At 71.3% G+C, this 25404-nt stretch carries 23 protein-coding genes and 1 riboswitch; of the genes, 18 read left to right on the top strand and 5 right to left on the bottom strand.

Features of this window, described 5'->3' with window-relative positions; genetic code table 11:
• Positions 1-85 precede the first annotated feature (85 nt).
• Positions 86-1609 carry an anthranilate synthase component I gene (gene trpE / locus PQI07_RS16935; protein WP_043351642.1) on the bottom strand — a complete coding sequence of 508 codons (1524 nt, stop codon included), beginning with the start codon at positions 1607-1609 and terminating at the stop codon, positions 86-88.
• A 3-nt stretch (positions 1610-1612) separates the two neighbouring features.
• Complete coding sequence (locus PQI07_RS16930; RefSeq protein WP_182591696.1) at positions 1613-3514, bottom strand: peptidylprolyl isomerase; 1902 nt, start codon at positions 3512-3514, stop codon at positions 1613-1615.
• Between the two features lie 187 nt (positions 3515-3701).
• Here PQI07_RS16930 and tpiA point away from each other — a divergent pair, with 187 nt between their 5' ends.
• A complete protein-coding gene (tpiA, locus tag PQI07_RS16925) occupies positions 3702-4463 on the top strand; it encodes a triose-phosphate isomerase (protein WP_043348827.1) in 762 nt (253 codons plus the stop codon).
• 144 nt (positions 4464-4607) lie between these two features.
• Here the strand turns inward: tpiA and PQI07_RS16920 are convergent, their stop codons facing one another.
• Positions 4608-5054 carry a nuclear transport factor 2 family protein gene (locus tag PQI07_RS16920; RefSeq protein WP_043378533.1) on the bottom strand — a complete coding sequence of 149 codons (447 nt, stop codon included), beginning with the start codon at positions 5052-5054 and terminating at the stop codon, positions 4608-4610.
• Between the two features lie 308 nt (positions 5055-5362).
• On the opposite strand from PQI07_RS16920, the gene secG reads away from it, so the two are divergent.
• From secG to PQI07_RS16900, 4 genes are all read left to right on the top strand, one after another.
• Positions 5363-5782, top strand: a complete 420-nt coding sequence (gene secG, locus PQI07_RS16915; RefSeq protein ID WP_043348833.1) for a preprotein translocase subunit SecG — start codon at positions 5363-5365, stop codon at positions 5780-5782.
• Between the two features lie 156 nt (positions 5783-5938).
• Positions 5939-7567 carry a CTP synthase gene (pyrG, locus tag PQI07_RS16910; RefSeq protein ID WP_043348836.1) on the top strand — a complete coding sequence of 543 codons (1629 nt, stop codon included), beginning with the start codon at positions 5939-5941 and terminating at the stop codon, positions 7565-7567.
• A gap of 57 nt (positions 7568-7624) precedes the next feature.
• Complete coding sequence (locus PQI07_RS16905) at positions 7625-8077, top strand: DNA polymerase III subunit chi (RefSeq protein WP_043348839.1); 453 nt, start codon at positions 7625-7627, stop codon at positions 8075-8077.
• On the top strand, positions 8077-9672 hold the full coding sequence (locus PQI07_RS16900; protein WP_274927739.1) for a S10 family peptidase: 1596 nt from the start codon (positions 8077-8079) through the stop codon (positions 9670-9672). Before PQI07_RS16905 ends, PQI07_RS16900 begins: the two co-directional genes overlap by 1 nt.
• Positions 9673-9735: 63 nt before the next feature.
• On the opposite strand, the gene PQI07_RS16895 is transcribed toward PQI07_RS16900, so the two are convergent.
• Positions 9736-11094 (bottom strand): discoidin domain-containing protein, encoded by a 1359-nt coding sequence (locus PQI07_RS16895; protein WP_274927032.1) that lies wholly within the window; start codon positions 11092-11094, stop codon positions 9736-9738.
• A gap of 166 nt (positions 11095-11260) precedes the next feature.
• Positions 11261-11453: riboswitch (cobalamin riboswitch) on the top strand.
• Between the two features lie 36 nt (positions 11454-11489).
• Here PQI07_RS16895 and PQI07_RS16890 point away from each other — a divergent pair.
• From PQI07_RS16890 to cobJ, 9 genes are all read left to right on the top strand, one after another.
• A complete protein-coding gene (locus PQI07_RS16890) occupies positions 11490-11672 on the top strand; it encodes a CbtB domain-containing protein (protein WP_043348844.1) in 183 nt (60 codons plus the stop codon).
• 16 nt (positions 11673-11688) lie between these two features.
• Complete coding sequence (locus tag PQI07_RS16885; RefSeq protein WP_043378547.1) at positions 11689-12426, top strand: CbtA family protein; 738 nt, start codon at positions 11689-11691, stop codon at positions 12424-12426.
• Positions 12419-12820 (top strand): DUF1636 domain-containing protein, encoded by a 402-nt coding sequence (locus tag PQI07_RS16880; protein WP_043378550.1) that lies wholly within the window; start codon positions 12419-12421, stop codon positions 12818-12820. The genes PQI07_RS16885 and PQI07_RS16880 overlap by 8 nt, the downstream gene beginning before the upstream one ends.
• Positions 12817-13851, top strand: a complete 1035-nt coding sequence (gene cobW / locus PQI07_RS16875) for a cobalamin biosynthesis protein CobW (RefSeq protein WP_274927031.1) — start codon at positions 12817-12819, stop codon at positions 13849-13851. Before PQI07_RS16880 ends, cobW begins: the two co-directional genes overlap by 4 nt.
• A gap of 71 nt (positions 13852-13922) precedes the next feature.
• Positions 13923-17315 carry a cobaltochelatase subunit CobN gene (cobN, locus tag PQI07_RS16870; protein WP_274927030.1) on the top strand — a complete coding sequence of 1131 codons (3393 nt, stop codon included), beginning with the start codon at positions 13923-13925 and terminating at the stop codon, positions 17313-17315.
• Complete coding sequence (gene cobG / locus PQI07_RS16865) at positions 17312-18652, top strand: precorrin-3B synthase (protein ID WP_274927029.1); 1341 nt, start codon at positions 17312-17314, stop codon at positions 18650-18652. Before cobN ends, cobG begins: the two co-directional genes overlap by 4 nt.
• On the top strand, positions 18649-19341 hold the full coding sequence (locus PQI07_RS16860) for a precorrin-8X methylmutase (RefSeq protein ID WP_257787421.1): 693 nt from the start codon (positions 18649-18651) through the stop codon (positions 19339-19341). Before cobG ends, PQI07_RS16860 begins: the two co-directional genes overlap by 4 nt.
• The gene (locus tag PQI07_RS16855) at positions 19341-20120 is read left to right on the top strand and encodes a precorrin-2 C(20)-methyltransferase (protein WP_179696901.1); all 780 of its coding nucleotides are present in this window, start codon (positions 19341-19343) and stop codon (positions 20118-20120) included. Before PQI07_RS16860 ends, PQI07_RS16855 begins: the two co-directional genes overlap by 1 nt.
• Entirely contained in the window at positions 20117-20878 is a 762-nt protein-coding gene (gene cobJ, locus PQI07_RS16850; RefSeq protein WP_043345289.1) for a precorrin-3B C(17)-methyltransferase, read from the top strand. Before PQI07_RS16855 ends, cobJ begins: the two co-directional genes overlap by 4 nt.
• Here cobJ and PQI07_RS16845 read toward each other — a convergent pair.
• The gene (locus PQI07_RS16845) at positions 20845-21642 is read right to left on the bottom strand and encodes a cobalt-precorrin-6A reductase (RefSeq protein WP_274927028.1); all 798 of its coding nucleotides are present in this window, start codon (positions 21640-21642) and stop codon (positions 20845-20847) included. The genes cobJ and PQI07_RS16845 overlap by 34 nt on opposite strands.
• Here PQI07_RS16845 and cbiE point away from each other — a divergent pair.
• The 4 genes from cbiE to PQI07_RS16825 are packed head-to-tail and all read left to right on the top strand — an operon-like array spanning position 21641 to position 25366.
• Positions 21641-22876 carry a precorrin-6y C5,15-methyltransferase (decarboxylating) subunit CbiE gene (cbiE, locus tag PQI07_RS16840; protein ID WP_446720957.1) on the top strand — a complete coding sequence of 412 codons (1236 nt, stop codon included), beginning with the start codon at positions 21641-21643 and terminating at the stop codon, positions 22874-22876. The genes PQI07_RS16845 and cbiE overlap by 2 nt on opposite strands.
• On the top strand, positions 22855-23277 hold the full coding sequence (locus PQI07_RS16835; protein WP_043345283.1) for a cobalamin biosynthesis protein: 423 nt from the start codon (positions 22855-22857) through the stop codon (positions 23275-23277). The genes cbiE and PQI07_RS16835 overlap by 22 nt, the downstream gene beginning before the upstream one ends.
• Entirely contained in the window at positions 23274-24050 is a 777-nt protein-coding gene (gene cobM, locus PQI07_RS16830) for a precorrin-4 C(11)-methyltransferase (protein ID WP_043758388.1), read from the top strand. Before PQI07_RS16835 ends, cobM begins: the two co-directional genes overlap by 4 nt.
• Positions 24047-25366 (top strand): cobyrinic acid a,c-diamide synthase CobB, encoded by a 1320-nt coding sequence (locus PQI07_RS16825; RefSeq protein WP_043758391.1) that lies wholly within the window; start codon positions 24047-24049, stop codon positions 25364-25366. Before cobM ends, PQI07_RS16825 begins: the two co-directional genes overlap by 4 nt.
• Positions 25367-25404: the final 38 nt, after the last annotated feature.

The following is a 25404-nucleotide window of genomic DNA, read 5'->3' as shown; positions in this document are numbered from 1 at the left end:
GCGATGTGACCGCTCGCATCGGCGCGGTCAACCATCCCCGTCTTTCGGCAATCGGGTCGGGCGCGGAACCAGTTCGCGGCCCCGCCTACTGCCCCCGTTTCGCCTGCGCGGCGAACCGCACCGCCTCCTCGGCGGCGCGGAACAGCGCCTTGGCCTTGTTGACGCATTCCTGCTGCTCGGAGGCAGGATCCGAATCGTACACGATCCCTGCCCCGGCCTGGACGTGCATCTGACCATCCTTCACCACCGCGGTGCGCAGGACGATGCAGGTGTCCATCTCGCCCCGGGCGCCGAAATAGCCGATGCAGCCCGCATACGGCCCGCGCTTCTCGCGCTCCAGCTCGTCGATGATTTCCATGGCCCGCACCTTCGGCGCCCCCGAGACCGTCCCGGCCGGGAAGCCCGCCGCCAGCGCGTCGAGGGGATCGTGGCGTGGATCGAGGTCGCCCTCGACATTCGACACGATGTGCATGACCTGGCTGTAGCGCTCGATGAAGAACGAGTCGGTTACCCGGACGCTGCCGATCCGCGAAACCCGGCCGGCATCGTTGCGGCCGAGATCGAGCAGCATGAGGTGCTCGGCCCGCTCCTTCGGATCGGCAAGGAGTTCCTCGGCGAGCGCGGCATCCTCGGCCGGGGTTGCGCCGCGGCGGCGGGTTCCGGCGATCGGGCGAACCGTGACGGTCCCCTCGCGCACCCGGACGAGGATCTCCGGCGACGAGCAGACGATCTGGAACGTCTCGAAATCGAGATAGCACAGGAACGGCGCCGGATTCGTGCGCCGGAGGGAGCGGTACAGGCTGAAGGCCGGCAGGGTGAACGGCGCCGAGAAGCGCTGGGACAGCACCACCTGGAACACGTCGCCCGCGACGATGTACTCCTTGGCGCGCGCCACCATGGCGGCGAACGCGTCCGGCGACGTGTTGGAGACCGGCTCGGGATGGGCGACCGCCGACAGGTCCACCCGCGCCTCGATCGGCAAGGGACCTTCCAGGGCAGCGGCGACCCGGTCGAGACGCTGAAGCGCCTCCTCATAGGCGGCCCGGGCCGTCGTCCCGGCCGTGGGCCTCACCGGCGACACGACGGTGATCAGGTCGCGGATGGAATCGAAAACCACCATGACCCGCGGACGCATCAGGATGGCGTCCGGCACGCCGAGGGGATCCGGGTTCGGCTCCGGCAGCCGCTCCATGGCGCGGACCATGTCGTAGCCGAGATAGCCGAATAGACCGGCCGCCATCGGCGGCAGATCCTGGCCGCCGGCTTCGTCGCCGATGGCGCTCTCGGCGATCAGCGCCCGCAGGCTCGCCAGCGGTGCCCGGTCATCCGGCTCAAACCGGGTAAGGTCGGCGCCGCGCGCGATTGCGGGCGCGCCATCCCGGCAGCGCCAGATCAGGTCCGGATCGAGGCCGATCATGGAGTATCGGCCGCGCACGGCACCACCCTCGACCGATTCGAGGAGGAAGGCCGGACCGGAATGGCCGGCGCGCAGCTTGAGGAACGCCGCGACCGGCGTCTCCAGATCCGCGACGAGGCTGACCGCGACGAGGCTCGGCTGCCTGGCCTCGTAGCGCGCCGCGAAGGCCGCATAATCGGGCGCTTCGGCCATGCCTCAATACTCGCCGCCGATGGCGCGGCGCAGGGCCGCCGGATCGACCTTGACGCCCGCGTTCTTCTGAACCTCGCTGATGTACTGAGACAGGACGTCGTCGGCGAGGGCGGCCTGGAAGCTCTGCGTGATCTGCTTGTCGCTGGGGCTGTCGGCAACGAAGGCCGGAACCGTCGCCGCCGTGACCTTGAACACCGCGCGCGAATCTCCGGCCGCCGCCGTACCGGCCTTGCCGACCGGGGTCGCGAAGATCAGGTTCACGTCATCCGGCTTGAGCATGTCCTTGGCTTGATTGCGTGCGAGATCCTGGGCCTCCTGCAGGTTGACGCCGACCTCCTGCGCTGCGGCCTCCATGGTCTCGCCCTTGTTGATCTTCTCGACCAGCTCGCGGCCCTTGGCCTGAAGGCGCTTGGCGATCTCGGTCGCGGTCCAGCCGGCCTTCACGCCGTCCTTGACCTCGTCGAGGGGCTTGTCGTGGGCGGCATCGATTCCGGTGACGTCGTACCAGACATAGCCGCCGGTCTTAGTGCGCAGAGGCTCGTTGTCGCCGCCGATCTCGGCGCGGAACAGGGCCGGCACAGTGGTGTCCGGATCGGGGATGTCGGCGACCCGCTGCCCGTCCGGTCCCTTGCCGTTCACGTCCACGGCCTTGACGCTGACGATCTTGAGGCCGCGCTCCGCCGCGATGTCGGCGAGGGGCTTTGCACCGGCCCGCTGATCCTCGATCGCGTCGCGGGTGGTCTCCATCGCGTCGCGGGCGCGGGCCAGGGCGAGGCCCTTGCGGATCTCACCCTCCACGGCCTCGAAGGGCTTCACCGTCCCGGGCTCGATCTTGGTGACACGCAGCAACACCGTGCCGAAGCGGCCCTGGACGGGCTGGCTCACACCGCCCTCCGGCAGCGCGAAGGCCGCGTCGGCCACCGCCTTGTCGAACAGCTCGCTCTTCGTCAGCGTTCCGAGGGTCAGATCCTTGTCGTCGGTGCCGCGCTCCGTCGCCACCGCCTCGAACGTCTTGGCGCCCTCGGTGATCGCCTTGCGGGCCGCCTCGGCGGCGGCCGGGTCTGGGAAGACGATCTGCTGGATGGTGCGTTTCTCGGGCGCGCCGTAACGATCCTTGTTGAGCGCGTAGGCGGCGCGGGCGTCGGCCTCGGTGATCGCGTCCGGCTTCGCCATCGCCTCGGGTTCGACCACGAGGAGGTTGACCGCGCGGAATTCCGGCGCCCGGAAACCGGACTTGTTGGCCTCGTACCAGGTCTTCAATTCGTCGTCGGTCGGCTCGGGGATCTGCCCGGCGACCGAGGGCGTCAGCATCAGGTAGGCGGCGGCACGGCGCTCGGTGGTGTAGCGATGGACCGCCTCACGCATGGCGACCGGCACATGCAGGTCCGACGACACCGCCTCGGCGAGTTGCAGACGGGCGATCACGGAGCGCTGCTCGCGCACGAACATGCCCTCGTTGAGACCCGCCCGCTGCAAGGTCTGGTAGAAGAGCTGCGGCTCGAACTGGCCCTGCGCGTTCTGGAAGCTCTTCTCCTCGTGGATCGCCTTGATCACCGCGGAATCCGGCACGACGAGGCCGAGATCGTGGGTCTTCTGATCGAGGGCGGCCTCGGTGATCAGCTGGGACATGACCTGCCGGTCGAGGCCGAGCATCCGCGCCTGATCGGGCGTGAGGGGACGCTTCAACTGCGTCTGATAGCGCTGCAGCTGGTTCTGATAGGCTTGGCGCACCTGCTCGGCGGTGATCGGCGTGCTGCCAACGGTCGCCACCTTGTTGCTCGCGCCGCCGCGGAAGAACTCCTCGACGCCGAAGATCCCGACGCCGGCGATCAGCAGCGTGAAGATGATCGTCAAGACGATCTTGCCGAGCCAGTGCTGGCTGGCGTTGCGGATGCCCTGAAGCATGGTCTGTGATCGAGTACCTTCGGCAGCCGTCCCGTCGCCGGGCCGGCGCTGTTCCTGAGAGCCGACCGCGATAGACCATTCGCGTCCACAGGCAAAGACTCAGGCGCTTCGGCGCGTTTGCGCGCTCAAGCTCGCTCTGGTAGGCCCCGGCAACTTCGGGAAACGCCGCGGCGGAGCGAGGGCAGGAATGACGCAATCGGGGCGCAGGCCGCTTGTCGCCGGCAACTGGAAGATGAACGGGACCCGGGCATCCATCCAGGTGGTCGAAGCGATTCGCGACGGGCTCTCGCCCGACCTCGCGGCCCGCATCGACGTGCTGATCTGCCCGCCCGCGACGCTGATCGGCTCCTGCGTGGCGGCGGCCGCCGGCTCGCCCATCGCCATCGGCGGCCAGAACCTCCATGCCCGCCCCAGCGGCGCCTTCACCGGCTCGATCTCGGCCGAGATGCTCGCCGATCTCGGCGCGCAATACGTGATCGTCGGTCATTCCGAGCGTCGGGCCTACCACCACGAGACCGATGACGGCGTCCACGCCAAGGCGCTGGGTGCCCGGCGTGCCGGTTTGTGCGGCATCATCTGCGTCGGCGAGACCATCGAGGAGCGCGAGCAGGGCCGCGCCCTCGACATCGTCCGGGCGCAGCTCGCCATCGGCCTGCCGAAGGGCGCCACGGCGGCCGACACGGTGATCGCCTACGAGCCGGTCTGGGCGATCGGCTCGGGCCGGACACCGACGCCGCGCGACATCGCTGAAGTCCACGCATCCCTGCGCGAGATGCTCGACAAGCTCGTGGGCGACGAGGCGCACAAGATCCGCATCCTCTATGGCGGCTCGGTGAAGCCCGGAAATGCCCGCGAACTTCTGTCGGTGGACAACGTCGACGGCGCCCTGGTGGGCGGCGCAAGTCTCGTGGCCGCGGATTTCCTGGGGATCTGCGCCGCCTACGCCTGAGCGCGCCTCTGACGGTTCGATGCGCTCGCGGCGCTTGCCGTTGTCACGCGCCGCAGGGAGATCCCTGTCCTTGCAAGGCCTTAATGGGGCGGCACCAGACTGCTCCGCCGGCGCGGGCGGACCGGCGATCGCACGGAGGCGCTGTCAGATCTTGAAGGCCTGACGCGCGAGCAGCCGCCAGCGGCCCTGATCCCGGTGCCAGACCTGCATCACGCCGATATGCACCGGCGCCGTCTTGCCGCCCGAGACGACCTCGCCCGTGAAGACATGGCGGGCGACGGCGTCGTCGCCGACCACCGAGACGGAGCGGTCCGACAGGGTGATGCTCGGGAAGGCCGAGCGCTTGCTGGTGAGCGTTTCGACGAACGCCGTCTTGTCCTGCACCTGACCGCTGGAATGTCCGTAGCTCAGACCGTCGAGGACCAGGGCGTCCAGGGCCGGCCCGTCCGCGGCCAGCAGGGCTTGGGTCAGAGCGTCGACGGCCTGCTCCACGGCGGCGGCGTCGGGCCCGGCGGCCGTGCCGGGGACGGCGCGGATCAGAACGGGCGCGGCGATGGCGGCAACGAGCGCCACCCGGCGTGACACGGACATGGTTGGCCTCCCGGACGGGGCGGCGCGTTCGATCGGCCGCTCTCTCCCGTCCAGAAATCACGCGGCGCGGCCGAAGGCGAGGGGCGCCGCCGACAGCCGGCCGCGCGCGTCAGGTTGGCGGCGGGCGGCCGGTGGTGTATGCCGTCGCCCAATTCCGGCCGGTCCGCCCGCAAAGTCGCCCACGAGGCTTCCGCTGCACGCATGCGTGCCGGGGAGCACCAAAAGCGGCGGCGGGCTCCGGCCCTCGTGCGTTCGTCTCCCGGTGCCCGCTGCCGGCGCGCGGCGCTGAAGAAGATCCCGGAACACCGATGCAGACCGTCCTGATCGTCGTCCACCTCATCATCGTCCTCGCGCTGATCGGCGTCGTGCTGCTTCAGCGCTCCGAGGGCGGCCTCGGGCTCGGCGGCGGGGGCGGCGGCGGCGTCGCGGGGTTCATGACCGGCCGTGGCCAGGCCAACGCCCTGACCCGGGCCACGGCGATCCTGGCGGCCCTGTTCTTCACCACCAGCCTGGCGCTCGCCATCCTGTCGCATCGCTCCGCGGCGCCGAAATCGATCCTCGATACCGGCGCGCCGCAGACGTCGGGCCAGCCCGCCAAGCAGCCGACCGGCGCCGACAACCTGCTCGACACGCTCCGCCAGCAACAGGACCGGGTGCCCGCCACGGCGCCGGCCCAGCCGGCCGCGCCCGCCCAGCCGGCTGTCCCGGACGCGCCGCAATCCCGCTGACGGGCTGCGCCCGGAACGGCGCAGCGTCTCATTCCATCTCCGACGGGCCGGCACTCAGCCGGTCCGTGCCATGCGTTCCATGATCCCCAGCCCATGCGCGGGCCGGGGCACGGGTCGTTTGGCAAACGGCAGCAGCTTCTTTATGGACCGAGGCCCATGACGCGGTACGTTTTCATCACCGGCGGCGTGGTCTCCTCCCTCGGCAAGGGGCTCGCCTCCGCAGCCCTGGCGGCGGTGCTGCAGGCCCGCGGCTACCGGGTCCGGATGCGCAAGCTCGACCCCTATCTGAACGTCGATCCGGGCACGATGAGCCCGACTCAGCACGGCGAGGTGTTCGTCACCGACGACGGCGCCGAGACCGATCTCGACCTCGGGCATTACGAGCGTTTCACCGGGGTCCCGGCGAGCCGGGCCGACAACATCACCACGGGCCGGATCTACCAGGACATCATCGCCAAGGAACGCCGCGGCGACTATCTCGGCGCCACGATCCAGGTGATTCCGCACGTTACCAACGCGATCAAGGACTTCGTCCTCGACGGCAACGACGCGTTCGATTTCGTGCTCGTCGAGATCGGCGGCACCGTGGGCGACATCGAAGGGCTGCCGTTCTTCGAGGCGATCCGCCAGCTCGGCCAGGAACTGCCCCGCGGCACCTGCTGCTACGTCCACCTGACGCTCTTGCCCTACATCCCGTCCGCGGGCGAACTGAAGACCAAGCCGACGCAGCATTCCGTGAAGGAGCTGCGCTCCATCGGCATCCAGCCCGACATCCTGCTCTGCCGCTGCGACCGGGACATCCCGGTCGATGAGCGCCGCAAGCTCGCGCTGTTCTGCAACGTCCGCGAGACCGCGGTGATCGAGGCGCGGGACGTGGCGTCGATCTACGAGGTGCCGCTCTCCTACCGGACAGCCGGCCTCGATCGCGAGGTGCTCGGCCATTTCGGCCTGGAGCACGGCGAGGAGCCGGATCTCGGCCGCTGGCGGACGATCTCCGAGCGCGTGCGCAACCCCGAGGGCGAGGTCTCCATCGCCATCGTTGGCAAGTACACGGGGCTCAAGGACGCCTACAAGTCGCTGACCGAGGCGCTGACCCACGGTGGCATCAGCCATCGGGTCAAGGTCAACCTCGAATGGATCGAGGCCGAGGTTTTCGAGCGCGAGGATCCCGCGCCGTTCCTGGAGGGCCTGAACGGGATCCTGGTGCCGGGCGGGTTCGGCCAGCGCGGCGCCGAGGGCAAGATCCGCGCGGCCCGCTACGCTCGCGAGAAGCGCATCCCCTATCTCGGGATCTGCTTCGGGATGCAGATGGCCGTCATCGAGGCAGCCCGCTCGCTCGCGGGAATGCCGGACGCCAATTCCACGGAGTTCGGCGAGACGTCCGAGCCGGTGGTCGGCCTGCTCACCGAGTGGCTCCGCGGTAACGAGCTGGAGCGGCGGGCTGCGGCCGGCGATCTCGGCGGCACGATGCGGCTCGGTGCCTATGAGGCGAAGCTCGATCCCACATCCAAGATCGCCCAGATCTACGGGTCCGAGCAGATCTCGGAGCGCCACCGCCACCGCTACGAGGTCAACATGGCCTATCGCGAGCGGCTGGAGGCCAAGGGCCTGCGCTTCTCCGGCGTCTCCCCCGACGGCCTCCTGCCCGAGACGGTGGAGCATGTCGGGCATCCGTGGTTCATCGGCGTGCAGTTCCACCCGGAGCTGAAGTCGCGCCCCTTCGAGCCGCACCCGCTGTTCAAGGGCTTCGTCGGCGCCGCGATCGAACAGAGCCGGCTGGTCTGAGCCGCGGCGGCGCGCCGCTGCTCGCGCGGCGGGCCGGAGCCCTATATCCTCGGCATCGTGACCGAGATCCTCTTCTACCATATGCAGCGGCAGCCCTTGGAACGGGTGCTGCCGAGCCTCGTCGAGCGCTCGCTGGACCGCGGCTGGCAGGCCGCGATCCAGGCCGCCAGCGAGGAGCGCCTGCAGGCGCTGGACGACCACCTCTGGACCTATTCCGACGAGAGCTTCCTGCCGCACGGGACCGATCGCGAGCCCGACGCGGCGAGCCAGCCGGTGGTGCTGACACTTCGGGACGTGAACCCGAACGCGGCCTCGATCCGCTTCCTCGTCGAGGGCGCCGACCTGCCGCCCGATGCCGGCACGTATGAGCGGATCTGTATCCTGTTCGACGGGACCGATCAGGACGCCCTCCTGAGGGCGCGCGAGCAGTGGAAGCAGGCCAAGGAGGCGGGCCACACGGTCGCCTACTGGCAGCAGGACGATTCCGGACGCTGGAACAAGAAGGCGTGATGGTGGCCCTTAACAGACGTCTCGCGCGCGCCGCGCTCGCCTTCGGCATGCTCATCGCCCTGCCCTCCGCCGGCTGGGCAGAGGAGGCGCCGCACGGACATCCGCCCGCGGAGAGCAAGCCGGCACCGCGCGGGCCGGACGGACGACGCCTGCCGCCGGATTCCGTCACGAAGCAGAGCGTCACGCTGCCTGATGGCAGGGTCCTCGACTTCACCGCCACGGCCGGCAGCCTGCCGCTCGTCGACGAGGCTGGCAAGCTGCAGGCCGAGATCGCCTTCGTGGCCTACACGGTGGCGTCCAAGGACGGCCAGGAGCGCCCGGTGACCTTCGCGGTCAATGGCGGCCCGGGCGCCGCGTCGGCCTACCTCAACATCGGGGCGATCGGCCCCTGGCGGCTGCCCGTCGGCGGCGACAGCATCAGCCCGTCGCAGCCGGTCACGCTCACGCCCAACGACGGGACGTGGCTCGGCTTCACCGATCTCGTCTTCATCGACCCCGTCGGTACCGGCTACAGCCGGGCCGCGGACGGCAACGGCAAGGCCTACTGGTCGATCGAGTCCGACGCCGCGACCCTCTCGGCAGCCATCGCCCGCTACCTGCGCAACAACGATCGTCTAGCGAGCCCGAAGTTCTTCGTCGGCGAGAGCTATGGCGGGTTCCGCGGCCCGCTGATCACGGAGAAGCTCCAGGAAGAGATCGGCGTCGGCCTGTCGGGCATGGTGCTGCTCTCGCCGGTGCTCGACTTCGGGTGGCTGGAGACCCCGCGGGCCAATCCCTGGGGCTACGTGCTGAAGTTGCCGTCGCTGGCGGCCGGCGCGCTGGAGCGGGCCGGGACGATACCCACGCCGGCCTTGCTGGGGGATGCCGAAGCTTACGCATCCGGTGCCTATCTGACGGATCTCCTGAAGGGGCCGAGCGATTCCGCGGCGGTTGCGCGGATGACCGAGAAGGTCGCCCCGCTGGTCGGGCTCGATCCCGCCCTGGTCCGCGCACAGGCGGCGCGCCTCTCGACCCGAAGCGTCCAGCGGGAGATCGATCGTGCCGAAGGTCGCGTGACGAGCGCCTACGATACCGGCATCACCGGCTGGGACCCGAATCCGGCCGCCGCGCAATCGAGCTTCGAGGATCCGCAGCTCACCGCGCTCCAGGCGCCGCTGACCAGCGCGATGCTCGATCTCTACGCGCGCACGCTGAAATGGCCCGTGGCCAACATGCGCTACGAGCTCCTGAACAATGCGGTCAATCGGGGCTGGAGCTGGGGCTCGGGACGACAGGCACCGGAGGTGCTCTCGAACCTTCAGGGAACCCTGGCCCTCGACGGGCACCTGCGTGTCCTCGTGGCGCACGGATTCACCGATCTCGTAACCCCGTATTTCGCCTCGAAGCTCCTGCTGGCGCAGGTCCCGGCCTACAGTGCCGGTCGCCTGAGCCTCGCAGTCTATCCCGGCGGCCACATGTTCTACACGCGTCCGGATTCCCGCGCCGCCTTCAAGGCGGATGTCGAACGGATGTACCTGGACGCCCTGAAGGTCCGCGATGGCGGCTCGGCGCGTTCGGCCGGCGCACCCGCGGAACGTCTCAGGACCGCACCGTGACGTGTTCGGCCGGGATGCAGGCGGCAAGGTCGTCGCCGGTCGGATCGTGACCGGCGCGACCGATCAGACATCGTCGAAGGCGAGAGCTTCGGCCGGGTACTCCACCATGCTCCGGCGCTGAGCGTCGGTATTCTGCCACTCGCCGACCTTCATGTACCGGCCTTCGCGATCGCGAACCTCGACCACTTTCCCGATCGTGGGAATCGACTGAAAGCCCTGCGGCCAATTGGACGCGAAGTAGAACACCTGCTCGACGCGCTCCGAAAGGTGGCAGATCGCCGGCCCGAAGGTTCCGAGCCCGAAGACGAGGTAGCGGCCGTTCACCAGAGCGGCAACGTCGGAGATCAGCGATTCGCTCTGGATCTCTACGGGCAGGCCGCGCTGCGCCGCATAGGCCTCCACTTCTGCAATGACCGGGTTGAGCCGGTTCTCGAAGACGAGCTTGACGGAACGGATGCGGCCCTCGGCCTGCAGCCGGTCGATGACCATCCGGTAGAAGGCGAAGGGCGGCTGCGGATAGTGCGGGTCGACCCAGGTGCTGAAGATGTCGCCCGACCGGATATGGATCAGGAGCTGATCGTCGGGCTTGGCCGCAAATGTCCGCGGCAGGCCGTTGAACAGGGGCCGGATCACATCCTGAACGATCGCGCGCGAGTCGATCGGGCCCTGCAGCGCCGTCACCCGCTCGAACTGCGTCGGATCGAAAAACAGCCCTGACAGGAAGTAGCCGTCCGGCGGAAGCGGCTCGTCCGGCGGAATGAACGTGATGCCGTCGCAGGTCAGCCTCTGGGTCAGAAAGATCACCTTGCTGCGGTCGACCTTCGGGACCTTGATGTATTTCAGGTTGAGCGCCTTCGCGATCGAGACCGCGATGATGTACTGCACGAGGCAGTTGCCGAAGGCGCCGTTCTCGAACAGCGACAGGCCGACGAGGTTGCGGCTAGCCCGGCCAGGCGCGGCTTCGAGATTGTAGGTGACGTAGACGTTAGCGCCGGGCTTCTCGTTCAGGAGCGTGATGTCGAGCCAGAGGAGCGCCCGCAGGGCGATGAGGTCGATGGCGGCTTCATCGGCGCGGATGTCGACGCCTGCGACGAGCGCAGGATCCGGCACCGCGATCCGCACGAGACGCGCCCAGGCCCGCTCGTCGGCGCCGATGGCGGCCACGAGGGCGCCCGGCTTGGCGGTCCAGCCGACGATGTCGGGCGCGGACCACGTGACGCCGTCCTGCGAGACCTCGACGGCCACATCGCCGACCTCGGGCGCGACAGCATCCTGTACGGGTCGCAGCGCGACCGCGCGGATCGGAAAGCGACCGCCCAGATCGATCTCGAGCCAGGCGGTGTCTTCATCCTGTACGATCCGGGGGGCGCGGCCGGTGGCGAGATCGACGAGGACCGGGCTCGGATCGTCTGCGAGGGCCATCGGGTCTCCGAGAACTGAGCGGAGGTGCCCATGCCGGGCCGGCCGGGCATCCGGTGCGGCGGTGCCCGCATCGGGGCGTGGACGTCAAGCCCGGCCACCCGCGAAGGGACGCACGGGAATCCGAACGGATCTGGCGCCGCTCCGTTGTGTCGTCGCCGGCATGCGTCTACAACGTGCCGGTGACGGTGCCCTGGCAACGGGGTGAAAAGGGAATGCGGTGAGGGGTTTCGCCCCGATTCCGCGGCTGCCCCCGCAACTGTGAGCGGCGAGCGCCTGCCAAGCGCCACCGGAGCGATCCGGGAAGGCGGTGGGCGCGCCGAGCCGCGAGCCAGGAGACCTGCCGTCGCAACAGGATCCCGCAATGCCGCCGGTGGGGCGGCTGGAGACACTCGACGATGACCGCTCAGACCCTCGCCCCCGTCGCCGCCGGTACCCGCTCGTCGGAGCGTCCGGTCGCCGTCGCGCTCGCGGCCATGCTGGGCCTCGGCCTGCTGTTCATGGCGGGTTTCTCGCCGGCGATCGCGTTCCACAACGCGGCGCACGACTTCCGCCATACCCAGAACTTCCCCTGTCACTGACGCCCTCGGCGCAGGGATGATCATTCGGCTTCTGTCGGCGGCCCTGGCCGCCGGCTTCTTCGCGGCTGCCGTTGTGACGGGCCTCGAACTCACGCTGACCTCGCCGCTGATCGTCGCGGCCGAGCGCTACGAGCAGCAGGAACCCTCGCATCAGGCCGCGAAGGCCCTTCCGATCGTGCTCGCCCATGCCGGGCATGACCACGCCGCACCCGCCGCGGCACCGGAATGGCAGCCCGGCCCCGGACTGCCGCGGATGGCCTTCACCGGTCTTGCGACCCTCGTCGGCGGCGTCGGCTACGCCCTGCTGCTCGGCGCGGTGATGATCGCCTGCGGCCGCGAGCCGACGCCGCAGGTCGGTCTCGCCTTCGCGGTGGCGGGCTTCGCCAGCGTCGCCCTCGCGCCGGGCCTCGGCCTGCCGCCGGAACTGCCCGGCAGCGCCGCTGCACCGCTGGCCGCGCGGCAGGCTTGGTGGGTGATGACCGCGGCGGCGACCGGAATGGGACTCTACCTGATCACGATCCGCCGTGCTCTGATCACGATCCTGGGTGGCCTCGTCCTGATCATAACCCCCCACGTCGTCGGCGCCCCGCAGGCGCCGGAGGGCGCGTCGGAGCTTCCGGCCGCGCTGGCCGCACAGTTCGCCGCCCGGTCGCTGGCGATCAGCTTCGTCTTCTGGATCTTGATCGGGTTGGGGCTCGGCTGGGCGTGGCAGGCGTTTTCCCGCGACACGCAACGGGGAACGGCCCGTGCCTGAGACCGTCCTGTACGTCTGCACGACCTGCCGCCGTCCGGACGACGATCCGGATGGACCGCGCGCCGGAGCACGCCTTCTGGAGGCGCTTCAGGCCCGGAGCGCCGGCACGCCGGACCTGCGGATCGAGGCGGTGGAATGCCTGTCGGTCTGCAAGCGGCCCTGCACCGTGGCGGTCGCCTCGGCCGACCGCTGGACCTACGTCTACGGCGACATGGATCCGGCCGCCTCGGCGGAGACCATCCTCGCCGGGCTCGCGGCCTATGCGGCGACCTCGGACGGCATCGTGCCCTGGCGCGAGCGTCCGGAGGCCTTCCGCAAGGGCGTGATCGCCCGCATCCCCCCGTTCCCTGAACCCCGCCCGCTCCCCGCCGGCACCCTGGAGGCCGCGGAATGACCATCGTGAACAAGATCCCCTGCACCATCGTCACGGGCTTCCTCGGAGCCGGCAAGACGACACTGGTCCGCCACGTGGTCGAGAACGCCAGGGGGCGCCGCCTCGCCATCCTGGTCAACGAGTTCGGCGACGTCGGTTTCGACAAGTCCTTCCTCGCCGCCTGCGGGGTCGAAGGCTGCACCGAAGAGGCTATCGTCGAGCTGCCGAATGGCTGCATCTGCTGCACGGTCGCGGACGATTTCGTTCCGGCGCTGGAGACTCTTCTCGGCCGCGCCGAGCCGCCGGAGCACATCCTGATCGAGACCTCGGGCCTCGCGCTGCCGAAGCCGTTGGTTCAGGCGTTCCAGTGGCCGGCGATCCGCTCGCGGGTCACCGTCGACGGGGTCGTCGCAGTGGTCGACGGCCCGGCCGTCGCCGCCGGCGTCTTCGCGGACGATCCGGAGGCACTGGCCGCCCAGCGGGCCGCGGACCAATCGGTCGATCACGACAATCCGCTGGAAGAGGTCTTCGAGGACCAACTCCTCTGCGCCGACCTCGTGGTCCTCAACAAGGCCGACCTCATCGATGCCCCGACCCGCGCTCGGGTGCGTGCCGAGGTGGAAGGCCACCTGCCCCGGGCCGTGAAGGTGGTGGAGACCGAGAACGGCGTCATCGACCCGCGGGTGCTGCTCGGCCTCGCGGCGGCCGCCGAGGACGATCTCGATTCCCGCCCGTCGCATCACGGCGAGGGCGAGGATCACGACCACGACGACTTCGAGACCGTGGCGCTGCCCATCCGCCCTGCGATCACGGCGGGCGATCTGGCGGCCCGGGTCGAGAAGGCAGCCGAGATCCCGGGCGTCCTGCGGATCAAGGGTTTCGCCGAGGTCGAGGGCAAGGCGATGCGCCTCGTGGTGCAGGGGGTCGGCCGGCGCGTGGCCCACCATTTCGACCGGCCGTGGAAGTCCGGGGAGGCACGGGATGGCAACCTCGTGGTGATCGGCCTCAAGGGGTTCGACCAGCGCGCCGTCGCTGCGGCCCTCGCGGGATGACGGCCGCCGCGCGCGCCTGCGCGGCTGACGGCGGCGCGCCGGTGCGCGCGGCCGCGGTTTAGGGGCCGTCGATGCATCTCGTGCGCATCGATACCGTCTCGCTCGACGAGGGTGAGGCGGCGGTGGATCTCGGGCAGGAGCCCGGCGATCTGGTTGTGCTGTCGTTCACCGACAGCGACCTCGCGGCGGTCGGTCAGGCCCACGCCGCAGAGCCCGGTCTGCCGAGTCTCCGGCTCGCGAAGCTCGCCAAACTGCGGCATCCGCTGTCGGTCGACCTCTACGTCGAACGCGTCGTGGCGCACGCCAAGGTCGTGGTGATCCGTTGTCTGGGCGGACTGGATTACTGGCGCTACGGGATCGAGCGCTGCGCCGAAACCGCGCGGGCGCACGGCGTCGTGCTCGCGGTCCTGCCGGGCGACGACCGGCCGGACCCCCGTCTCGCGCCGTTCTCCACCGATCCCGCCCTCGCCGGGGAACTCGACGCCTATTTCCGTGCCGGCGGTCCCGGCAATCTCCGGCGCATGCTGCGATCCCTGGCCATCCGGCTAGGCGCCGAGGGGGCGGTCGAGCCTCCGCAGCCCCTGCCCCGCGGCTTTCCCTGGTGTCCGGGTTGCGGCGCTCTCCCCCTCGAAACAGCCATTGCCGCGGCTGAAACGGCGACCCCGCTCGACGGCGCGCCGTCGCCCGCCCATCCGCTGGCCCTGCTGCTGATCTATCGCTCCGCCGTGCTCGGCGGCGACACCGAGCCGTTCGTCGCACTCTCAGCCGCCCTGCGCGCCCGCGGGATCGGGGCGCTGCCGATGGTCGTGTCGAGCCTGAAGGAGCCCGAGGCCGCGGCCGCGGTCGCCGATGCGGTGCGGGCGCGCAGACCCGACCTCGTCATCGCAGCCACGGCGTTCTCCGCGCGTGAGGACGGCACCGACTTCGTTCTCGACGGCGCCGGCTGCCCGGTCATTCAGGCCTTCACGGTAGGATCGCCGCGCGCGGCCTGGGAGGCGTCGGCCCGCGGCCTCGGCGCGTCCGATCTCGCCATGCAGATCGCGCTGCCGGAATTCGACGGCCGGCTCTCGGGCTTTCCGATCTCCTTCAAGGAGGAAAGCCCGGAGGTCGCCGGCTTCACCCAGCGGCGGGCGGTGCCCTACCCCGCAGGCATTGCCGCCCTGGCAGACCGGGCCGCGGGATGGCTGCGGCTGGCCGCCCTGCCCCGGCCGGCGCGCCGCGTGGCCCTGGTCCTGTCCGACTATCCGGCCCGGGGCGGCCGGGCCGGTTTCGCAGTCGGTCTCGATACGCCCGAGAGCGCCCGCGCCATCGCCGCCGACCTCGCCGCCGCGGGCTACGCGACGGGGGCGCTTCCGGAAGCCGGCACGCTGATGGCGGATCTCACGGAGGGTCCGGCCGCGTTCCGCGTGCCCCTCCCCGCCTACCAGGCCTGGTGGAACACCCTTCCCGAAGAGACCCGCGCCTCGATCACCGCCGTCTGGGGCGAGGCCGAATCCGATCCGGCCTGCGTCGACGGCGCCTTCCGGTTCCGGATGCTGACGGGCACGGCCGCAACCGATCGGAGCGCCGCTCCGGATCGCACCGGGGACGAGGCGATCCGTGACCGCGGTCGGCTCGCCGTCTTCCTTCAACCGGACCGCGGGCGCGATCCCGATCGCAAGGCCGGCTACCACGATCTCGACCGGGCTCCGACCCATGCCTATCTGGCATTCCATCTCGGCCTGCAGCAGCACTTCGACGTTCTGGTGCAGCTCGGTACGCACGGGACAACCGAGTGGCTGCCCGGCAAAGCCGTGGCCCTGTCTCCCACCTGCTTGCCGGCGCTGTGCGTCGGCGGCCTGCCGGTGGTCTATCCCTTCATCGTCGATGATCCGGGCGAGGCCGCGCCGGTCAAGCGGCGCCTCGGCGGCGTCGCGCTCGGTCACCTGACGCCGGACGTCGCCGTCCACGCGCTGAAGCCGGAGGCCGCACGCCTGCGCGAGTTGGTGGAGGAATACGCCGCCGCGAGCGTGCTCGATCCCCGCCGCGCCGAACTGGTGGCCCGCGCCATCATCGAGGAGGCCGAGGCCGCCGGATTGCTGGACGGCGCCGGCATCGGCGCGGACACGCCGATGGACGAGGCGCTGACCCGGCTGGACGCGCACCTCTGCGACCTCGGCGAGACCGTCTTCCGCGACGGTCTCCACGTCTTCGCCCGAGCCCCGGGCGAGGCCGCGGAGGCGGTGCTGGCAAGCGCCGCCGCCGAGCGGACCGGGCTGCTCGCGGCCCTCGACGCCCGATTCGTCCGGCCGGGGCCCTCCGGCTCGCCGTCCCGCGGGCGCAGCGACGTGCTCCCCACCGGACGCAACCTCGCGACCCTGGACCCACGGGCCATCCCGAGCCGCGCCGCCGCGCTCCTCGGTGAGAGGGCCGCCGCCGCCGTGGTGACCCGCTACCTTCAGGACGAGGGTGCCTATCCGGCCCGGATCGTCATGGATCTCTGGGCCTCGCCGACCTTGCGCACCGGCGGCGAGGATGTGGCGCATGCCCTCGCCCTCATGGGCGTGCGGCCGGTCTGGGACCATGCCAGCACTCGCGTCACCGGTTTCGAGATCCTTCCGCTGGCGATGCTCGACCGGCCCCGGATCGACGTCACCGTGCGGGTCTCCGGGGCGTTCCGCGACACATTCCCGGAGACCCTGGCGCTGCTCGACCGGGCGACCCGCGCCGTAGCCGACAGGGACGAGGCCGACGACGAGAACCCGCTGGCGGCGGCCCGCCGACGGGGCGAGACGGCCGTGCGGGTCTACGGCGCTGCGCCGGGCCGCTACGGCGCCGGTACCGCCGCAACGGCCCTCGATGGCACGTGGGATGGCCGCGCCGATCTCGGTCGCGCCTATCTTGCGGCCAGCACGCACGCCTATGGCGACCGCGAGGCGCCGGATGCGGATTTCTCCGCTCGGGTGGCGGGAGCCGACGCCTATCTCCACGCCTTCGACGTGGCCGAGCGCGATCTGTTCGACGGGGATGCCGCTGTGGACGCGATGGGCGGCTTCGCGGCCGCCGCTGCCCTGGAGGGGGCGAGCCCCGCGCTCTACAGCCTCGATGTCTCGCAGCCGGAGCGACCGAAAGCCCGAACCGCCCGGGAGGACGCGGCCCGCCTGATCCGAGGCCGCCTCGCCGATCCCCGCTGGATCGCCGCCCAGCTCCGTCACGGCTATCGCGGCGCGCAGGAGCTGGCTCAGGGGCTCGACGCGGTTTTCGTCCTCGCCGCCGCCAGCGATGCGGTGTCCGATGCCGGCTTCGAGACGCTGTACGCCGCCTGGATCGCCGATACCGAAGTGTTCGAGCGCCTGCGGGCCGCCAACCCCGCGGCCACCCGGGCGATCCTGGAACGGTTCGACGCCGCCCGGGACCGGGGACTCTGGCACAGCCGGCGCAACGCTCTTCCGGCCGACGCCTTGCTGCACGAGGCCGCCGAATGAGCGTCGCTCCGCGCCCGCATGGACGTACGCTGCCCGAGGCAGCCAGCCGTCGGGGCTGGTGCCCCGGCCTGACCCGGCCGATGCCCACGGGCGACGGCTTGCTGGCGCGGGTACACCCGCCCCTGGGCGTCCTGACGCTCGGTCAGGCCCGCGCCGTGGCGGAGGGCGCCCGGCGCTTCGGGAACGGGCACCTGGATCTCACCGCGCGGGCGAATCTCCAGATCCGGGGCGTCACCGAGGCGACGCAGGCTTCCCTTGCCGCGTGGCTCTCGGCCCAGGGCCTCGGCGACGTGCGGGCCGATGGCGGGCCTCAGCGCTTGACGCTCACGAGCCCGCTGGCGGGCCGCGATCCGGAGGAGGCCATCGACGTGCCGGGACTGGCCCGTGCCGTCGAAGCGGCGGGGCTGACGATTCCCGGCCTGCCGGCCAAGACCCTGGTCGTGATCGAGGGACGCGTCGATCGGGCGACCGCGGAGGCCGATTGCGCCGTGATCGCTGACGCACCCGGCCGCGTTGCGATCACGATCGCTTGCGGCGAGGGGCGGCAGGATCTTCTGACCTGCGGGGAACGGGAAGCGCCCGACGTGGTGGCCGCCGTGCTCACCGCCTTCGCGCGGACCGGCCGGCGCCGGATGCGCGATCTGTCGGAAGACGAAAGAGCGACGCTGTCGGAGGCGCTGCGGACCGGAGAGCGACCACGCGTCGCAGCGCGCGGAGGCGAAAGCGTATGGCCCGACCAAGCCCGGCATCCACGAGGCGGACAGGACCTTCAGATCCTCGCCATCGATGCGCCCTTCGGTCGGTGTACGGCCGACGCCCTCGACCGGCTCGCGGATGCCGCGGTCACGCTCGGCGCGGACGAGCTTCGACTGTCGCCGACCCGCGGCTTCATGCTTCTGGCCGCCCCGGACGTCCCGGCAGCGGCGGTGCGAGAGGCCCTGTCGGTAGACTTCATCGTTGCCGCCGACGACCCGCGGCGGGCGATCGATGCCTGCACGGGTGCCCCGGGCTGCGCCTCCGGGTCGACCCGGACCCTCACCGATGCGGCGCGCCTCGCGGCGGCGTTCGCTCCCCTGGCGGCGTCGGGCCGCGCCGCGCACGTCTCGGGATGCGCCAAGGGATGCGCCCGACCGGGGCCGGCCGACCTGACCCTCGTCGGTCGCGATGGTCTGTACGGCGTGGTGATCGGCGGTGCCCCCGCCGATAAGCCGGCGATGCATCTCCCTATCGAGGCCGTGCTGGAGCGGTTAGGAAGAGCCAAGATCGTCGGGCTATCCGCCGCCTTCGCGCCGGAGACGACCTGGACGGGCAGCGGGAGGACCAGGAGACCGGCATGAGCGCGAGCCAGAACGCCCTGCGCCAGACAGGATCGGAGCCGGCCGCGGCCCACGAATCCCCGTCCCGCTATGAGTATATCCGCGACGGCGGCGCGATCTACGCGCGCTCCTTCGCGATGATCCGCGCCGAGGCGGATCTCGGACGCTGGTCGGGCGCCGCCGAGCGCGTCGTCGTGCGCATGATTCACGCCTGCGGGATGACCGACCTGCCGACCGACGTGGAGATGTCGCCGGGCTTCGCCGAAGCGGGCGTCGCGGCCCTGAAGGCCGGCGCGCCGATCCTGTGCGATGTCCGCATGGTCGCCGACGGCGTCACCCGGGCACGGCTGCCCGCCGATAACGACGTGGTCTGCACGCTCGGCGATCCGCGCGTGCCGGAGCTCGCCCGGAGCCTCGGCACAACGCGGTCCGCAGCCGCCATGGAGCTGTGGCGCGAACGCCTGCCGGGCAGCGTCGTGGCGGTGGGCAACGCGCCGACCGCCCTGTTCCGCCTTCTGGAGCTGCTCGACGCCGGCGTCGCGCCTCCGGCCGCGGTGATCGGTATCCCGGTGGGTTTCGTCGGCGCGGCCGAATCGAAGGAGGCGCTGGCCCGGGACGGCCGCGTGCCGTTCGTGGTCGTGCACGGGCGGCGCGGCGGCAGCGCCATGACGGCCGCCGCTATCAACGCGCTCGCCAGCGAGGTCGAGTGATGGACGGTTTCGAACGCCTCGACGGCCCGACCGAGGAGCTGTCCGCGGCCGCGATGACGGGAACGCTCTACGGGGTCGGCATGGGCCCGGGCGATCCGGATCTGCTGACCGTTAAGGCGCAGCGCATCCTGATGCGCGCGCCGGTGCTGGTGCATTTCTGCAAGCGCGGCCGGCGGGGCAACGCCCGCACCATCGCGGACGCGATCCTGCGCGATCCGGACCGCGAGATGGCACTGGCCTATCCCTACACCACCGAGATCCATCCCGAGCATCCGGAATACGTCACCGCGCTCGCGGGCTTCTACGACGAGGCGGCCGGTAAACTCGCCGACCACCTCGGCGCCGGGCGCGACGTCGCGATCCTGTCGGAGGGCGACCCGTTCTTCTACGGCTCGTTCATGCACCTGTGGCGGCGCCTGAAGGACCGCTTCCCCGTGGAGGTGATTCCGGGCGTCACCGGGATGTCGGGTTGCTGGACTCGGGCCGGCACGCCGATCACCTGGGGCGACGACGTCCTCACCGTCCTGCCGGCGACCCTCTCGCTCGAGGCCCTGACGGAGCGCCTGCGCGGCACCGACGCCGCCGTCGTGATGAAGCTTGGGCGCCATCTGCCGAAAGTGCGCGCCGCTCTGTCGGCCGCCGGGCTGCTCGCCCGTGCGGTCTATGTGGAGCGCGGCACCATGGCGGGCGAGCGGGTGGTGATGCTGGCCGACAAGGCCGACGACGACGCACCCTACTTCTCCATGGTCCTTCTGCCCGGAGAGGGACGGCGGCCGTGAGCGGAAGCCTTGCCGTCGTCGGCCTCGGCCCGGGCGACGCCGCGCTGCTGACCGAGTCCGCCCGCCGGGCGCTGGATGCGGCGGAGGATGTCGTCGGCTACTTCCCCTATGTCGCCCGTGTGCCCGAGCGACCCGGCCTGGTCCGGCATGCCAGCGACAATCGGGTGGAGGTCGACCGGGCGCGCCACGCGTTGCAGCTCGCCGCCTCCGGACGACGGGTCGCGGTCGTCTCCGGCGGCGATCCGGGGGTCTTCGCCATGGCGGCGGCGGTGTTCGAGGCGGTGGAGCAGGGCGAGCCTGACTGGCGCGACCTCGCGATCACCGTGGAGCCGGGCGTCACCGCCATGCTGGCCGCCGCTGCCCGGCTCGGCGCGCCCCTCGGCGGCGATTTCTGCGCGCTGTCCCTCTCGGACAACCTGAAGCCCTGGCCGGTGGTGACCGCGCGGCTGGAGGCGGTGCTGCGCGCCGACTTCGTGATCGCGCTCTATAATCCGATCTCCGCCGCCAGGCCCTGGCAGCTCGGGGCGGCTCTGGAGATCGCGTCCGGGATCCGCGCGCCCCACACGCCGGTGATGTTCGCCCGCGCCATCAGCCGGCCGGACGAGGCGATCCGGGTCGCGACCCTCGCCGAGGCGCGCGACGTGCCGGCCGACATGGCCACGATGGTCATCCTGGGCGCCTCGACGACGCGACTGATCCCGCGCGCCGGCCGGACGCCCTTCGTCTACACCGCCCGCAAGGTTGAGGAACCGGCGTGATCGCCCGCCTCCAGCCAGCGGAGGGCCCCCGCAGCGTCCGGGACGCTCGGCACGTCGGGCTTGCCCGGCCGGCGCACCATGACGACGGGGATTCCGAGGGTGCGCGCCGCCGCGATCTTGCCGTAGGTCGCCGCCCCGCCGGCATTCTTGCTGACGAGAATCTCGATGCCGCTCGTGCGCATGAGCGCAGCCTCCGACGCGACATCGAAGGGCCCGCGGGCTTCCAGGGCGGTGAGGTGCGGCACCGGCAGGATCCCGCCCAACGGCTCGACCGTGCGCGCCAGATAGGTGTGTTGGGGGGCCGCCGCGAAGACCCCGGCCTCCTGCCGGCCGATCGTCAGGAACACGCGCCGCGGCGCGGATCCGAGGGCGGCGACCGCCTCATCCATCGTGTCGACCTCGATCCAGAGGTCGCCGGGCTCGCGCATCCAGGCCGGTCTGCGGATCGCGAGGAGCGGCACCGCCGTCAGGGCGGCTGCGTACGCCGCATGGTGCGACATCGTCGCGGCGAAGGGATGGGTCGCGTCGATCAGGCAATCGATCGCGTCGGCTTTCAGGTAGTCGGCGAGGCCCTCGATCCCGCCGAATCCGCCGATCCGGGTCGGCACGGGCTCGGGCTTCGGCGCGGCCGTCCGGCCGGCCAGCGAGAGCGTCACGGACAGATCCGCCCGACCAGCGAGCGACCGGACCAGGGTGCTCGCCTCGCCGGTCCCGCCGAGGATCAGAATCCGCATCGTGCCGCTCGTCAGGAACGCCGTGTCCATGGACGCCTTGTCCATGAGCCCTGAGGCGCTGTCGAGCTTACCCTGGCTGTCGATCGTCGGCATCGGCGAGGACGGGCGGGCCGGATTGACGCCGGCCGCCGCCGCCGCGCTCGATGCCGCCGGCGTGGTCTATGGCGGCCGACGCCATCTCGCCCTCGCGGGTCCGCTCGATGCGGAGACGCGGCCCTGGCCGAGCCCGATCCACGAGGCCTATCCCGAGATTCTTGCGCGGCGGGGGCAGCCGACCTGCCTCCTCGCCACCGGCGACCCCTTCCACTATGGCATCGGCGCCGAGATCGCCCGGATGGTGCCGGCGGCCGAGATCCGCGCCTTCCCGCAGCCCTCGGCCTTCAGCCTCGCCTGTGCGCGGCTCGGCTGGCCGCTGGCCGAATGCGCGCTGGTCACGCTCCATGGCCGCGCGCTGACCCGGATCGTGCCGCATCTCCAGCCGGGGGCGCGGGTGCTCGTGCTGTCCTGGGACGGCACGACCCCCGGCGCGCTCGCCGCATTGCTTTGCGCGCGGGGCTTCGGCGCGTCGACGCTGACGGTGCTGGAAGCGATGGGCGGCCCGAATGAACGGGTCGGTACGACCCGCGCGGACGCGTTCGACCGCGCCGACATCGACGCGTTGAACACGGTGGCGATCGCGGTGGCGGGGCCCGGTCACGCCCTTCCCCTCGCCCCGGGCCTCGACGACGGCCTGTTCGAGAATGACGGCCAGCTCACCAAGGCCGAGATCCGGGCTCTGACCCTATCGGCGCTCCGTCCGCATCCGGGCCTGCATCTCTGGGATGTCGGCGCCGGCGCAGGCTCGATCGCGATCGAATGGATGCTCCGTCACTGGAGCCTGCGCGCCACGGCGATCGAGGGACGCCCGGACCGGGCCGAGCGCATCCGTCGCAACGCCGTCGCATTGGGGACGCCGGACCTCTGCGTCGTTGTCGGCACCGCCCCCGGGGCACTCGAGGGCCTGCCGACGCCGGATGCGGTGTTCATCGGTGGCGGCGTCTCCGAGCCCGGGGTCCTGCCAGCGGTGCTTGCGGCCCTCCGGAGCGGTGGTCGCTGCGTGGCCAATGCCGTCACCCTCGAAGGCGAGGCCGCGCTGCTCGCGGCCTTCGCGGCGCAGGGCGGAAGCCTGCGTCGCTACGGTGTCGAGCGGGCGAGCCCGGTCGGCGGGATGCATGGCTGGCGCACCGCCATGCCGGTGACCCAATGGGCCTGGACCAAGCCGTGACCGGATTGCTGGTCGCCGGGATCGGCTTCCGTCGGGGGACCGACGCCGACGAGATCGCGGCGCTGATCGAGCGCGCGCTCGCGGCGCTCGGTGCCGACCGGTCGAGCCTGACGGCCGTCGCCACGGCGGCCGACCGGGCCGCAGAGCCGGCGATCCGCGCGGCGACGGCACGGTTCGGCCTGTCGCCCCAGCCCGTGGCAGCCGCCGCGCTGCAGGCGCGCGACGCCGAGATCGTCACCCGCTCGGCGCGGATCGAACAGCTGCGCGGCGTCGGCTCGCTGGCCGAGGCGACGGCCCTGGCCGGCGCCGGGCCGCAAAGCCGCCTCGCCCTGCCGCGGATCACGAGCGCCGGCGCCACTTGCGCCCTGGCCGTCCGATGCGACACGACACGGGACACATGACCGTTCATTTCATCGGCGCCGGACCCGGCGCGGCCGACCTGATCACGGTGCGCGGGCGCGACCGCATCGCGGCCTGTCCCGTCTGCCTCTACGCCGGATCGCTCGTGGCCCCCGAGATCCTGGGCTGGTGTCCGCCCGGCGCCCGGATCGTCGACACGGCCCCCCTCGACCTCGACGCCATCATGGCGGAGATCCGGACGGCGCACACGGCCGGACAGGACGTGGCACGCCTCCATTCCGGGGACCTGTCGATCTGGAGCGCGCTGGCCGAGCAGATGCGCCGCCTCGACGCGCTGGCGATTCCCTATACGGTTACGCCGGGCGTCCCGGCCTTCGCCGCCGCAGCCGCCCTGCTGCGCCGCGAATTGACGGTCCCCGGCGTGGCGCAGACCGTGGTCCTGACCCGGACCTCAGGCCGCGCGAGTGCAATGCCCGAGGGGGAAACCCTGTCGGCCTATGCGGCCACCGGGGCGACCCTGGCGATCCACCTGTCGATTCATGTGGTCGAGGCGGTCGCCGCGGAACTGATCCCGTTCTACGGACCGTCCTGCCCGGCGGCGGCTGTGTTCCGGGCCTCCTGGCCCGACGAGCGGGCGCTGGTCGGCGATCTCGCTACGCTGCCCGGCCTCGTCGCGGCGGCCGGCCTGGAGCGCACCGCCCTGATCCTGGTTGGGCCCGCCCTCGGCGCCGAGGGCTTCCGCGAGAGCGCGCTCTACGCGCCCGATTACGACCGGCGATACCGGCCCGGCGGCACCGTGGGCCAGCCGTCGTGAGCGCCCCCGGCCTCCTCGTCGCGGCGCCGCGCTCCAGCTCCGGCAAGACGACCGTGACCCTCGCCCTGATGCGCGCCCTCACCCGGCGCGGCCTGCGGGTCCGCGGCGCGAAATGCGGTCCAGACTACATCGACCCGGCCTTTCACCAAGCCGCCACCGGCCATCCGAGCTTCAATCTCGACAGCTTCGCCATGGCGACGCCCCTCCTCGACACGCTCGCGGGCGAGACGGCGGCGGCGGCGGATCTGGTGATCGCCGAGGGCTCCATGGGCCTGTTCGACGGCGTCCGGGCAGCCGAGAACCGGACCGGGGCGAATGCCGACATCGCGGCGCGCTACGGCTGGCCGGTCGTGCTCGTGGTGGACGTGTCGGGCGCGGCGCAATCGGCGGCTGCAGTAGCGCTGGGCTGCACGCTCTACGATCCCCGCGTGCGGATCGCCGGGGTCATCCTCAACAAGGTGGCGAGCGACCGCCATCGCCGGCTCGTCGAAGCCGGCATGGAACGCGCTGGATTGCCGGTGCTCGGCGCCCTGATGCGCGACGCGCAGCTGGTCCTGCCCGAACGCCATCTCGGGCTCGTCCAGGCCGGCGAGACCGCGGATCTTACCGCCCGCCTCGACCGGCTGGCCGACCTCGCGGAAGCCGGTATCGACCTCGACGCCGTCACGGCCAGTGCGGGCGGCACCGTGCCGGCCTCCGGCGGCCGGCTACCGCGGCCGCCCGGACAACGCGTGGCGGTCGCTCGGGACGCGGCGTTCAGCTTCCTCTATCCACACCTTGCGACCGGGTGGCGGTTGGCCGGTGCCGAACTCGTCCCCTTCTCACCCCTCGCCGACGAAGGCCCACCGGAGGATTGCGACGTCTGCTGGCTGCCGGGGGGCTATCCCGAACTGCATGCGGGCCGGATCGCCGGCGCCGTCCGTTTCCTGGACGGGCTGCGCGACTTCGCCAGGACACGCCCCGTCCACGGAGAGTGCGGCGGCTACATGGTCCTCGGGCAGACGCTTCAGGACGCCGACGGCACCACCCATCCCATGGCGGGCCTCCTCCCGGTGGCGACATCCTATCACCGCCGCAAGTTGCATCTCGGCTATCGCGTCGCGCGGCTCTGCGGATCCGGCATGCTCGGAGAAGACGGGGCGCGCCTCATCGGCCACGAGTTCCACTACGCCACCGAGCTCTCGCCGATCGCACCGGAGGCATCAGCGCTCGCTCGCGTTTCGGATGCGGAGGGTGTGGACCTGGGGTTTGCCGGACATCGGGTCGGCCCCGTCACCGGCAGCTTCTTCCACCTGATCGCGTCTGACGCACCCTGAAACCGTCCCGGATGCAGCCGCCTCCGGGGCGCGCCGGG

The sequence above is a fragment of the Methylobacterium sp. 092160098-2 genome (assembly GCF_028920805.1).
Classification (GTDB): Bacteria; Pseudomonadota; Alphaproteobacteria; order Rhizobiales; family Beijerinckiaceae; genus Methylobacterium; species Methylobacterium fujisawaense.
This window is presented reverse-complemented; position numbering and strand designations above follow the sequence as displayed.